This is a genomic window from Roseibium sp. SCP15 (assembly GCF_040329435.1).
GTDB lineage: Bacteria > Pseudomonadota > Alphaproteobacteria > Rhizobiales > Stappiaceae > Roseibium.
In genome coordinates this window covers 379,630-392,130 of record NZ_JBDZYI010000004.1, presented here as the reverse complement: position 1 = coordinate 392,130, position 12,501 = coordinate 379,630, and the positions used below count along the sequence as shown (strand labels likewise).

The window sequence follows — 12,501 nt, the reverse complement described above, 5'->3', positions numbered from 1 at the left end:
CGTTTGAGGAGATCAACCGCTACAAGTCCTGCCTTTGCTGTCGGAACTTCAGGGTGTTGGACCTTCCGCTGCGGATTCCGGCATTTCAGCTTCAAGCAAGAACTGAGATGGGCTATAATCTAGGTGAGCTTGCGGGCCTTCATTCAAATCCTGTTTTTGCGAAAGTGTCCGCAGTAAATGGGAGAGAAAGCCGTGACCAAGCGAATGAGACGTCTCGCCCCGATTGCCGCTCTTCTGGCCTGCGCTGTCATTTTAACGCCCACCACACCTAAACCCGCATCAGCCGGGAACGGCAAAGCCGTGGCAGGAGCCGCGGCGGGGTTTGTCATGGGTGTCATTGTCGGGCGGGCGTCGAAGGGCGGCGCATGGAAACAGCGTTCCTCCAATCGCTCGCGAAACCGGACCAGGTCTTCATCTACAAAATATGTTCGCGACGATGCGACAATTCAGACCGCCTTGAATGCCTTCGGTCACAACTCGGGACGACCTGACGGCGTTTTCGGCCCGCGCACACGGGCAGCGATCAAAAGCTTCCAGGCGTCAATGGGCGCGGACCCCACAGGAAAGCTGACAGCCCAGCAACGCGCAAAGCTGCTCGCGGATTATGCTGCTCTTGTCAGCAACGCGAACAACGATAGAAAATCGGACGATAACAGCTCGGCAACGCAGCAAACGACTGCAACAGCAGATTTTCTGAAACGTCTGCGTCAGCAAAAGGGGACAAACGGGACCGGCACCACCAACAGCTCGACGGATCGCGTGAAGCCGCAGCCCGGAGCTCGGACCGTTGCTTTCGATACGCTTTGCAATTCATTCGAGTCTCAATCCCAGGGCCGTGTGGTTCAGATCAATTTCTCGAACGAGCCCAAATCATCACAAACGTTGTTGGTGGAACAGTTTTGCACGGCGCGGTCCTATGTGCTGGAGAACTTGCAATCGGATCTGGACGCTCTTGGGGATCTTGACATCGCCGATGCAAATGCCCAGTGCGACGCCTTCACCCAAACGCAGAAGGGTGCATTGAAAGACCTGGCGCGGAGCGATCCTGAACAGGCTACTGCCGCATTTCAGGCTCTCTTCGGCGACGTCAGCGACCAACTTGATACGGTACGCCTGAGCACCCGCGTCTGCCTTGGCCTCGCATATGCGTTCGATTCACCCGAGAATGCAATTCTAACGGCCGCGTCGTTGGCGTCGCTCGGCCAAGGTGGCTACGGAGAACTGGTCGGAGAACATTTGGCACTGGGTCTTGGAATAGAACGCAATCCAGCACTCGCGGCCGATTGGATCAAATGGACAGCCGAGAAGATCGACGCCGGGGTTGCGCCAGTAGTGGATGTTGAAGGTTACGACCGGGCACCGCTTCTGCGCGTTTTAGCCGAGTTGACCATCGATACCAAACCCGACGCTGTTTGGGCGAACCGCACAACGCGCGACAGTCTGCTGCTGCCGGGCGTCGAAACCAGCTCCGCTTCGCAGGAAGCCGCTGCAGTCGCATTTTTTGCCTCGGAGGCAATCGCGATGATCAAGAGCCTGGAGACCATGCTGCTGGCCATTGGCATGGATCAGGAAGCTCTTGAAGCAAGTTGCTCGATCTCGCAGGAAATCAAGGAGCCTCTTGCTTGGCGCGTTTGCCGTGCAGTCGCTTATGCGAAGCGAGATTTCGAAGCCATGTTCTTGTACGATCAGTATTTGGCCGAGAACGGCGACGCCGATGCCCGCGCAAGAATCGCGTTCTATTCGGATCTGGGAGAACAGGGATTGGCAAAACTGGCGGCCGCTTCCAACTGATACCAAAGCATGTTGACTGTACCCATCTGAGGAACCATTCCCGCTTGACGGCAAGGCGCGTTGCATAAGACGGCATGATTTGATCGGGAAGGTTGTACAACGAAGGCTGGCGGGTGGAAACGGCCCGCCGGATGCCGGTTCTGGAGACTTGTGGACTGCGTTAAACGCCTTATGCCGTGCGCTTGGCTACAGCTTTCAGAACCGGTCCGGTGAGGTAAATTCAATACTCTTTGAAACAGATCCACGAACCACGTTTGTGTAAAGCTTGACCTTGCAACCCATGCCGCTTCGCCTCCTCCGGCACCACCTCAGATCGATGAAAGGTCAGCGATGGATTGCATTACCAAGCCCTCCAAAGACCCGAAACTGACGACAGGTGCAAACAGATGATCGATTGCAAACGCACCAAAATCTGACAGCGCTTCTTTTCCTTTTCTCTCTCCCTGCCCTAGCTACTTGAGAGTACCCATGTAGAGGGAGCGGAAAAGATGCGATTTTTCGTGCTGACAGCGATCTGGATCCTGGTTCTGGCGAGCCCTTCCCTTTCCGAAGAACTCGATCTCGAACTGGTCCTGCTCGCTGATGCAACCGGCTCGATCGATGATGCCGAAATTCGCTTCCAGAGATCCGGTTACGCTGAAGCGATCACGGATCCGTCAGTGCTGAATGCCATTGCCGGCAACGGCTATGGAAAGATCGCCGTCACCTATGTCGAATGGGGAGACCTGCTCTCACAGGACGTCGTTGTCGAATGGACCGTGATCGACGGTCTGTCTTCTGCGCAGGAGTTCGCAGACAGGTTGATGGAGGCTCCGAGACGGGCTTACGGGCGCAACGCAATCGGCGCGGCATTGCTGAAAGGCAAGGAGCTGATCGACGAAAACAATTTTCAGGGGCTGCGACGCGTGATCGATCTGTCCGCCGACAGCGCCAACAACTGGAACGGCCCGACCATCGAGAAAGCAAGGCAAGCCGTCGTTTCTTCAGGCATCGTCATCAACGGTCTCGCGGTTCTGTGCCGTCATTGCTCCGGCCGCCCGGTTTCCTATGACCTTGAAGAACGGTTCTATAGTGACATCATCGGAGGACCTGCCGCCTTTGTGGTCACCGCCGACAGTCCGGAGACATTTGCCGATGCAGTTCGCAAGAAGCTGATACTGGAAATTGCCAGCCAGCCCGAAAACGGTCACCGCATCCTCCATCAATTGGCCCGCCGACAATAACGTTGACAGTGCGCGTGGCTGACCATCAACCGGCACGGTAGCGCCTCAGAAGTTGCCCTTGCGGAAAATCACGATTGCCACACGTGAGTGTCATCGGCTTATGATTTGAAATGGCGTCACTGCCCTGTCCTTATACCGCCGTGGGCTTTGGGAGAGAGAACGTATATGGCCACCGGTCTTTTGATGTTGGCAATGTTTACGGTCTGTTACACCTTGCTGGCCAAAACCCTGTCCAAAGGCATTCTGACTGCCCCGATCCTTTTCATCGGCTTTGGCTTCTTCATGGCCCAAACCGGCCTGATGCCCCTGGCAGAAGCCGAGCACCTGCTGCACATCGTTGCCGAACTTGCCCTGATCATACTGCTGTTTCTGGACGCAGCCCAAATCAATCTCCAGGCTCTGCGCGAACGCCACCAATGGCCCCTGCGCATGCTGGTTATCGGACTGCCGCTTGCCATTCTCATCGGCACCGCAGCCGCGGCCCCGTTCCTGACTGCATATCCGCTGATTGTCGCGGCCCTTGCCGCCGCTCTTCTCGCTCCAACGGACGCAGCGCTTGGCCAGGCCGTGGTGACCAACAAGGCTGTACCGGAACGAGTGCGCCGCGCTTTGACGCTCGAAAGCGGCCTGAATGACGGGCTGGCGTTGCCGGTCATCCTGCTCTTTGCCAGCCTGACTGCTGAAATGATGCACCAGGACACGACCAACTGGTTGCTATTCGGCGCCAAGCAACTGGTGTTCGGACCACTTGTCGGCGGCATCATCGGTTCTGTCGGCGGGGTACTGTTTCTGGCCGCAAAACACCGGAAGATGACGACCGCGACCATCGAGGGCATCGGCGCGATCGCGATGGCCGGCGGCGCCTACCTGGCCGCCGGAATGGTAGACGGAAACGGCTTCATCTCGGCATTCGTCGCCGGACTGTTCTTCGGCAACGTCATCAAGGGTCAATGCGCCTTTATCTACGAGTTCACTGAAAGCGAGGGGCAGATGCTGTCCTGGGGTGCTTTCTTCCTGATCGGACTTGCCCTTTTGCCCGATGCCATTGCCCATCTCGATGCATCTACGTTGATCATCATACTGGTCAGCCTCTTTGTCGTGCGTCCCCTCGCCGTCTGGCTGTCATTGACCGGCACAGACGCCGCACCTCTGACCAAACTGTTTTTCGGCTGGTTTGGCCCACGAGGCCTTGCCACGGCCCTCTTCGCCTTGTTGGTCGTGGATCAGATCGATCACGAGATCGGCGAACAACTCCTCAACCTTGCCGTCAATGCGGTCTGGATCAGCGCGGTCTTGCACGGCGTTACCGCGGTTCCGCTCGCAAAGTGGTACGGTGATCGTATGTCGGCACAGGAAGGAGCTGCGGAAATGGCGGAAGTGCCGCCCATGCGACCCCAGATGCCGGCGGACTGACCGCCGGATCGAATAACAAACAACCATTCAGCCAAGGCCAATCAGAAAAGTGAGGCCATTAGCCGGGGGAAGAAATGAAAAAACAAGTTGTTGCAAAACTGAGCGCCTTGCCGGACCGGGAACCGCAATACGCGCTCGTGGCAGATGTTGATCTGGTGGTCGTCCGGTTTGACGAAGACATTTCAGTCTTCTACGGCCGCTGCCTTCACCGCGGTGCGCTGATGTCCGATGGTTATGTCGACGGTGACAATCTGATCTGCGGCGTTCACTACTGGGATTACCGGCTCGACAGCGGCGTCTCCGAATACAACAACTCCGAAGCACTTCCGAAGTTCACCAGCTGGGTCGAAGGTGACGATGTCCTGGTTGATGAAGATGAAATCGCGGCCTGGGCCAACGACCATCCCCAACCCTTCAATCGCGAGGCTTATCTCGGCCTTTATGCCGATACCAGCCACGGCACCGAGGAAGAGCCCTACAACGGCCTGATCCAGCAATACGCCCGTGACGGGTTAAGTAAAACCGGTCATCACGGCCGGGTCGATGCGATGGGTGTCCCCCGCACCCAGCTGCCGGATTGGGACGACATCCAGATCCTGACCGCACAGCTTCACCGCCCGCCTCTATTGGACAATGACACTGTCGGCACGGAAGTCGTCATAGGTCCGAATGCCCAGAAGCCTCTCCGGCTCAAGATCCCCCTTTTCGTATCGGACATGAGTTTCGGTGCATTGTCTGAGCCTGCCAAAGTGGCGCTGGCCCGTGGAGCGGAACTTGCAGGTACAGGCATCTGCTCAGGTGAAGGCGGCATGTTGCCGGAAGAACAGGAAGCAAATTCCCGCTATTTCTACGAGCTGGCTTCCGCCCGGTTCGGATTTGAGTGGGACAAGCTCGGCAAGGTACAGGCCTTCCACTTCAAGGGTGGACAGGGAGCGAAAACCGGCACAGGCGGTCATCTGCCCGGAGCAAAAGTGAAGGGTAAAATCGCGGACGTACGCGGATTGAACGAAGGCGAGGACGCGATCTCTCCGCCGCGCTTCCCGGATTGGACGGAAGTCTCCCAGATCAGGGAATTTGCCGATGAAGTCCGCAGCCGGACCGGAGGTATTCCCATCGGCTACAAGCTGTCGGCGCAGCATATTGAAAAGGACATAGACGCGGCCCTGGAAGTCGGTGTCGACTACATCATCCTGGATGGTCGCGGCGGTGGCACGGGAGCTGCGCCGATCATATTCCGGGACAATATCTCGGTGCCGACGATCCCTGCCCTCGCCCGGGCACGGCGTCATCTGGACAGTCTCGGACGCTCCGATATCACCCTCGTGATCACCGGAGGATTGAGAAAACCGGCAGATTTCGTCAAGGCGCTGGCGCTTGGCGCGGATGCAATCGCTGTTTCCAACTCCGCCATGCAGGCCATCGGCTGCATCGCCATGCGCGCCTGTCACACCAACAATTGCCCGGTCGGCATCGCCACGCAGAAACCGCATTTGGTGAACAGGCTGCAGATAGAAAAATCCGCCCGGCAACTGACCAACTTCTTTGAAGCCTCGGTCGAACTGATGCAGGTGATGGCGCGCGCCTGCGGCTATTCGCATCTCAATCAGTTCCAGCCGGAAGACCTGACCACCTGGAAACGCGAAATGGCGGACTTGTCCGGCGTTGCCTATGGCGGTGTCGCCTGATCAGTTGAGGGAGGACGAAATGGACGCTCAAAATCTCGATTGGATCATGGTGGGTCACGTGGATGATCTGCCGGAGGGCCGTGTCAAAACGGTGACCGCGCGAACCACATCGATCTGCCTGTCGCATTTTGACGGCCAATGGGCCGCAATGGACAATCACTGCCCACACCAGCGTGGACCGCTTGGTGAAGGTTCCATCGAAGAGGGAACCGACGGCAAATGCTGGATACGCTGCCCGTGGCACGGTTGGGACTTTGATCCGCTGACCGGCGCGCCTCCGGGCGGTCACGAAGACAGCGGCCAGAAGATATTCCCGCTCAAGATCGAAGACGGTGAAATCTTCGTTGGCCTGGAACCGGAACCCGAACGCGAGCGCACCGCAACCGATGTCATGGCTGAAACCATGGTCAATTGGGGCGTCAAACGCGTTTTCGGCATGGTCGGCCATTCCAATCTCGGCCTGGCCGATGCCATTCGCCTGCAGGTGAACAAGGGCAACCTGGGTTACGTCGGCATCCGTCATGAAGGAGCTGCCGCCTTTGCCGCTTCCGCCTATGGCAAACTTACCGGAAAACCGGCCGGCTGCCTGACCATTGCCGGTCCCGGTGCGACCAATCTTCTGACCGGACTTTGGGATGCGAAAGTCGATCGCGCTCCCGTCCTTGCTCTCACAGGTCAGGTCCAGACTCAGGTTTTTGGCCCCGGCGCATTTCAGGACATCGATCTGAAATCGGCCTTCGAAGCGGTTTCCAGATTTTCGCAGCCGGTCCTCAGCACCTCCAACCATGCTGAACTGATGTCCCTGGCTCTCAAGACGGCGCTGGTGGAAAGGGATGTTTCCAATCTGATTTTCCCCGACGACGTGCAGACCCTGCCCAGCAATCAGAAAGCCGGGCATCCGGAAGGACGCCTCGGTGGAACCGAAGTCTCGCCCTCGGCCAGTGACCTCGCCAAAGCCGTTGAAATGATCAACGAGGCAAAACGCCCGACAATCGTTCTGGGTTACGGTGCCAAGGACGTCCGCGACAAGGTCATCGCACTTGCGGAAAAGATCGGCGCCCCGGTGCTGACCACTTTCAAGGGCAAGGGCCTTATTCCTGACACCCACCCACTGGCTGCAGGTGTGCTCGGCAGGTCCGGAACACCGATCGCCAGCTGGTTCATGAACGAGGCCGACCTGATCATCTCGCTCGGCTCGTCATTCGCCAATCACACCGGCATCGCCCCTTACAAACCGATCATCCAGGTGGATTTCGAGCGGATGCAGCTCGGCAAGTTCCATCCGGTCACCTTGCCGGTCTGGGGTGAAATCGGAACCTTCTGTTCCACGATCCTCGACAAGGTCGGCAAATCCGCCGATGCTCGGGACCAGGTAAAGGAACTTGTCGAACGCTGGGTGATCTGGCGTGAGGAAAAGGAAATCCGTCTCACGGAGGACCATGGCCAGGGCATTCATTCCGCCGCCGTCTTCAAGGCCTTGACCGAGCTGTGTCCGGAAGATGCGATCATTCCGGTGGATGTCGGCAACAACACCTACTCCTTCGGTCGCTACTTCGAGCCGCGCGGACAGCGCATCCTGATGTCAGGTTATCTCGGCTCCATCGGATTCAGTCTCCCGGCCGCACTCGGGGCCTGGTGCGCGACACAGGATTTCGATCAGTTCAAAGGCCGTAAGGTGATCTCGATATCCGGTGACGGCGGCTTCGGTCAATACGCGATGGAATTCACCACTGCGGTTAAGTACGGCATGAACATCACCCACATCCTCTTGAACAACAGCGAACTCGGCAAGATTTCGAAAGAGCAGCGCTCTGGAGAGTGGCCCGTCTGGGAGACGAATCTAACCAATCCGTCCTTTGCCGCCTTTGCACGACTGTGCGGAGGGCATGGTCACCGGGTAACCGATGCCTCGGAGCTGAGAGATGCAATCGGTGCTGCGATTGCCCATGACGGACCTTCACTTGTGGAAATCATCACCGACGCGGATTTGGTGTGATGATAGTGTTGGGACTAACCTGTCATCTCGGCTTACGCTGGGATGACAAGCTTGCAGAGACCAATTTGGTTGGGGGAGTGCTTTGCAGACTGCCGCATTTCTGATCGATATCGGCCGCTACTACCTGATGGCAGGTGGTGTTGTCGCAGCCCTTTTCCTGGTCATTGGCGTTGACCGTGTGGAACCATCCGCGCGCGGGTCCTACGCTTTCCGTCCCTTGCTCATACCTGGCATCTGCCTGATCTGGCCGCTCGTTCTGTATCGATGGTACGTGCTTGAGAAATACGGAGAGGACCGGCGATGAAACGGGCTCACCGCACCGCACATGCGCGCATCTGGACCATACTGGTGGTTCTGCTGCCGCTGGCCTTCTTCACGATCCTTGCCCTGCGTCAATCGCCTCCGGCAGATCGCCCGGCAATTCTCATCGAAGCTCCGGCAAGTGACGAGAACAGCTCAGAGGGGGCTCAATGAGCGTTCAATACACACCGGTCATCTGGAACCGGAACAAGATTTTCTACGATGCCGTGCTGCTGATTGCAGTTGCGCTGTATCTATACGTTTTCATTCGCTTTGCCCCGGCCTTCGAAGACGTCACCAAGCCGATTGACGGCGCGATTCTGAGAATGCGCGCCTTCGGCAGCTGCGCCTTTCTGATGCTGACGATCATCCTGTGCATCGGACCGCTGGCGCGTCTCGACAGGCGCTTTTTGCCACTGCTTTACAATCGCAGGCATTTCGGTGTCATGACGGCGGGCATTGCCGCAGTCCATGCCAATTATGTGCTTGGCTGGTACTACAGCTTCTCGCCCACCAACAAATATGTCGCCCTGCTATCTTCCAACACCGACTACGGACAGATCCTCGGTTTTCCGTTCGAGACATTCGGCATAGTAGCCTTTTTCATCCTGCTCATACTGGCTGCAACAAGCCATGACTTCTGGCTGAGTTTTCTTGGAGCTCCGATCTGGAAGGCGCTGCATATGTTCATCTATGCAGCCTATGTGTTCGTCGTTCTTCATGTGGCGCTCGGGGCTTTGCAAGGACCCGCCGACCCGATTTTCACAAGCGTCGTCGCCGCCAGCGTGGTTCTGGTCTCGGGCCTGCATTTTGCAACGGGACGCATGGAAGCACGCCGGGATCGCGGCGAGGAAACCGCGAAAAAATCCTTGCAGGAACAGGGCTGGGTCGTTGCCGGTGAAGTCGACGAGATCGATGATGACTGCGCCAAGGTGGTAACGCTGTCGGAAGACGAGCGCGTTGCGATTTTCAAGTATGACGGCAAGCTGTCAGCCATTACAAACGCCTGTGCCCACCAGAACGGCCCGCTTGGCGAGGGCAAGGTGCTTTGGGGCTGTATCACCTGCCCCTGGCACGGCTACCAGTACAATCTTGCGGATGGTCGCGCTCCTGAACCCTTCACGGAGAAGATTTCGACCTACCGCCTGAAGCTGATCGGATCGACCGTGTTGCTGGATCCCAATCCCCAACCGCCTGGGACCTATGTCGAACCCGTTGTGATCGGAGCTGCGGCATGAGCTGGAAACAAACCAAAGACGCACCGTTTTATGTCGGCTATCTGAACGCCGTTCCGAAGCAACTCATTTCTTTCCTTGTCGTTTTCGCCATGTGCTTTGTCGGCGGCCTGGGCCTTGCCGCACTGGCGCTCTCGTCAACGCAGAACGACCCGGGCAACGGCGGATTCCAGTGGGGCAACCGTTTCGAACAGACAGGTCTTCTGGAGCTGCGGCCCTACCCGGTTTTCCGAATTCCCGCCGACGGAGACACTCCTGCGCGAACCTACATGCTCTCCGGGCAAGGCAAGCGGGGAGTTTTCAACCAGGCAGAAACCAACAAAGGCAATTCGGTCAGTCTGCGCGGGGTTCCGGTGAACCGGGGTGATCTTACGATGATCCAGGTCGGTCGCGTTGACGCTTTAGAGGAACAGCTCGCAGGCTTCACGCCTTCGGAACCGGTTCCCCTCGGACGATGGAAGCTGACCGGGGAAATCTGCGACGGCAAGTGCTACGCGGGCGCCATGCGCCCGGGCCGGGGCCTCGCCCACAAGGCCTGCGCCGACCTTTGCCTGACCGGTGGCATTCCACCCGTCTTCGTCTCTTCAGGCCCGGTCGAAAACCGGAACTTCTTCCTTATGGCGGATAAGGAAGGCAATCTTCTCGGTGATGAAATCAAGCCTCTGCTCGCGCTGTTTATCGAGGTCGAAGGCGACGTGGAACGGCTTGACGATCTGATGGTCTTCAAGGTCGATCTGGCAACGGCGAGGGTTTTGAAATGAGCGGCGAATCTCAAGGCCCCGCCTGGCGGACGATCCTGATTTCACTCGTGCTGACGGCCACCTTGGCAGCCATATCCTACTATGTCTGGACCTATGCCAATATCGGCGCGCGCGAATTTGCCCGTGGCACCCTGCTCACAGACCTGCGCTTCTTCGTCGGCATGCTCGCGGTTTTTCTGGTCCTGACTTTTCTCGACCGGATCATCGAATTCGTAAAATCGAAACTCGGCAGCGGTCACTGAGACTGCGGATCGATCAGCTGAAGCAGCAAATCATTGAACCGTCCGGATTCTTCGAGATGCGGCGCATGACCGGATTTGTCGAATCTGTGGAGATGAAAATCCGGAACGTTCTCTTCATGCCAGCGATGGACACCAGGACCATAAAGCTGGCTTTGCAATCCGGCCACCAGATGAAAAGGCAACTGGATCGTTTTCAGCGTTTCGCGAAAGTCCTGCCGGGTCAGTGACGCCCACATGGGGCGCAGCAACGCTGGGTCTGCCCTGGCGATTTCGACACGTGCAAATTCCAGAAGGTGCGGAGCCGGGTCCAGGTACTCTGCATAAAGACGCCTGGCAATCCTGGACGGCAGCTTCTTCCAGTCGGCAACGATTGCGTCCAGGAAATGGTCGTTGAGTTCCGGAGTGAGCCCACTCAAAGTCCCGTTCTGCCAGTCAGGCGTATTCAGAACCTTTGGTGACATATCGAGGGCAACAACAGCCGAATACCGGTCCGGCCCGTATCTCTCAAGCATGGAATAAGCAACCAGCGCTCCCATCGACCAGCCGCACAAGACGATCTCGTTCAGTTCCTGATCAGCAAGATATGCATGCAGCGCATCGGCCGCGGCTTCTATGGTCATCGGAACCTGATCGGCAGTCTTGCCGTGCCCGGGCAAATCCGGAACGATGCAGCGTGCCTTGGGTCCAAGCGCTTCCATCTGAGCTTGAAAGAACTGACCGGGGCACGACCAGCCGTGAACAAGTACTATCGGGCGTCCCTGGCCCTCATCGCGAATGTAAAGCACGTTGTTGCTCACGCACGTCCCGACCGCAACCTGCCCACAATTCCACTTGGGAAGAAGTAGACCGACAGAATGAACAAGACCCCCAGCCAGAGCAGCCAGCGTTCAGGCGCAACAAGCGTGGAAACGAAAGGAACCGCGCTGGTGGCATCGGCTGCGACACCCATCAGGTTCTGCAGGTATGTCTGCGCCAGAATGAACAACGTTGCTCCAAGCACGGCTCCGTAAAGCGTGCCCATGCCCCCTATCACGACCATCAGCAGGATGTCGATCATGATTTCCATGGAAAGCGTGGTTGCCGGGCCGGTATAGCGCAGCCATATGGCCAACAGCGAACCGGCAAGCGCCGCCATGACCGCGGAAAGCACGGTGGCGGTGGTTCGGTACCAGACAACCCGGTAGCCGATGGCCTCAGCCCGGAATGCATTGTCCCGAACAGCTTTCAGCGTCCGGCCGAATGGTGAATTGACGATCCGCAGCATGGCCAGGAACAGGACTGCGGAAGCGAAGAAGACCAGATAATAGGCAAGCAGTTTACCGTTGATCCGAACGCCGAACACCTTCTCCTTCACCAGCTTAAAGGCTGGTGTCAGCTCGCGCGGGATCTTGTAGTTGAGCCCGTCCTCACCACCGGTCAGCCAGGACATCTGTGACACCAGAACGGCGAAGGCACTCGCCACCGCAAGCGTCACCATAGCAAAGAAGATTGCCTTCACACGCAATGAGAACAGCCCGATCGCCAGAGCGAACAGCGCCGCAATGACTGCCCCTATTGCGGTTCCCCAGATCAGCGACCAGTAACTTGGCCCGGTCGCATTCAGCGCCAGCGCCGTGCCATAAGCTCCAATGCCGAAAAACATCGTATGCGCGAAAGACACGATCCCGGAATATCCGAGCAGAAGGTCATAACTCGCAACCAGGACGATGAAGATGCAGATCCTTGCAGCCGTCTCCAGGGACTTGGTGCCGGGAAACAGGAAAGGTGCGAAGGCAAGCGAAACGAGGACGATCAACAACAGAACCGTCAGAAGCCCACTGCGCGGCGTGTCGCCGGAAAGAAGTCTTGTCAGCAT

Annotated in this window: 12 protein-coding genes; 10 read left to right on the top strand and 2 right to left on the bottom strand. The window is 57.6% G+C overall.

Features of this window, described 5'->3' with window-relative positions; all coding sequences use genetic code 11:
* Positions 1-192: 192 nt before the first annotated feature.
* The 10 genes from ABLO27_RS21680 to ABLO27_RS21635 all read left to right on the top strand — a co-directional run bounded on the left by ABLO27_RS21680 (position 193) and on the right by ABLO27_RS21635 (position 10,646).
* The gene (locus ABLO27_RS21680) at positions 193-1,791 is read left to right on the top strand and encodes a peptidoglycan-binding domain-containing protein (protein ID WP_353035645.1); all 1,599 of its coding nucleotides are present in this window, start codon (positions 193-195) and stop codon (positions 1,789-1,791) included.
* 488 nt (positions 1,792-2,279) lie between these two features.
* Positions 2,280-3,014, top strand: a complete 735-nt coding sequence (locus tag ABLO27_RS21675) for a DUF1194 domain-containing protein (RefSeq protein ID WP_353035643.1) — start codon at positions 2,280-2,282, stop codon at positions 3,012-3,014.
* A gap of 165 nt (positions 3,015-3,179) precedes the next feature.
* On the top strand, positions 3,180-4,427 hold the full coding sequence (locus ABLO27_RS21670) for a cation:proton antiporter (RefSeq protein ID WP_353035641.1): 1,248 nt from the start codon (positions 3,180-3,182) through the stop codon (positions 4,425-4,427).
* Positions 4,428-4,501: 74 nt separating this feature from the next.
* Complete coding sequence (locus ABLO27_RS21665) at positions 4,502-6,112, top strand: glutamate synthase-related protein (RefSeq protein WP_353035639.1); 1,611 nt, start codon at positions 4,502-4,504, stop codon at positions 6,110-6,112.
* Positions 6,113-6,131: 19 nt separating this feature from the next.
* Positions 6,132-8,108, top strand: a complete 1,977-nt coding sequence (locus ABLO27_RS21660; RefSeq protein WP_353035637.1) for a thiamine pyrophosphate-dependent enzyme — start codon at positions 6,132-6,134, stop codon at positions 8,106-8,108.
* Positions 8,109-8,190: 82 nt separating this feature from the next.
* Complete coding sequence (locus tag ABLO27_RS21655) at positions 8,191-8,412, top strand: hypothetical protein (protein ID WP_353035635.1); 222 nt, start codon at positions 8,191-8,193, stop codon at positions 8,410-8,412.
* The gene (locus ABLO27_RS21650; RefSeq protein WP_353035633.1) at positions 8,409-8,582 is read left to right on the top strand and encodes a hypothetical protein; all 174 of its coding nucleotides are present in this window, start codon (positions 8,409-8,411) and stop codon (positions 8,580-8,582) included. Before ABLO27_RS21655 ends, ABLO27_RS21650 begins: the two co-directional genes overlap by 4 nt.
* Complete coding sequence (locus ABLO27_RS21645; RefSeq protein ID WP_353035631.1) at positions 8,579-9,646, top strand: Rieske 2Fe-2S domain-containing protein; 1,068 nt, start codon at positions 8,579-8,581, stop codon at positions 9,644-9,646. Before ABLO27_RS21650 ends, ABLO27_RS21645 begins: the two co-directional genes overlap by 4 nt.
* On the top strand, positions 9,643-10,404 hold the full coding sequence (locus ABLO27_RS21640; RefSeq protein ID WP_353035629.1) for a hypothetical protein: 762 nt from the start codon (positions 9,643-9,645) through the stop codon (positions 10,402-10,404). The genes ABLO27_RS21645 and ABLO27_RS21640 overlap by 4 nt, the downstream gene beginning before the upstream one ends.
* A complete protein-coding gene (locus tag ABLO27_RS21635; protein ID WP_353035627.1) occupies positions 10,401-10,646 on the top strand; it encodes a hypothetical protein in 246 nt (81 codons plus the stop codon). Before ABLO27_RS21640 ends, ABLO27_RS21635 begins: the two co-directional genes overlap by 4 nt.
* On the opposite strand, the gene ABLO27_RS21630 is transcribed toward ABLO27_RS21635, so the two are convergent.
* Both ABLO27_RS21630 and ABLO27_RS21625 read right to left on the bottom strand, forming a co-directional pair.
* Positions 10,640-11,443 (bottom strand): alpha/beta fold hydrolase, encoded by an 804-nt coding sequence (locus ABLO27_RS21630; RefSeq protein ID WP_353035625.1) that lies wholly within the window; start codon positions 11,441-11,443, stop codon positions 10,640-10,642. The two genes, ABLO27_RS21635 and ABLO27_RS21630, sit on opposite strands and share 7 nt — an antisense overlap.
* Positions 11,440-12,501: a branched-chain amino acid ABC transporter permease gene (locus ABLO27_RS21625; RefSeq protein WP_353035623.1), complete on the bottom strand. Its 1,062-nt coding sequence runs from the start codon at positions 12,499-12,501 to the stop codon at positions 11,440-11,442. The genes ABLO27_RS21630 and ABLO27_RS21625 overlap by 4 nt, the downstream gene beginning before the upstream one ends.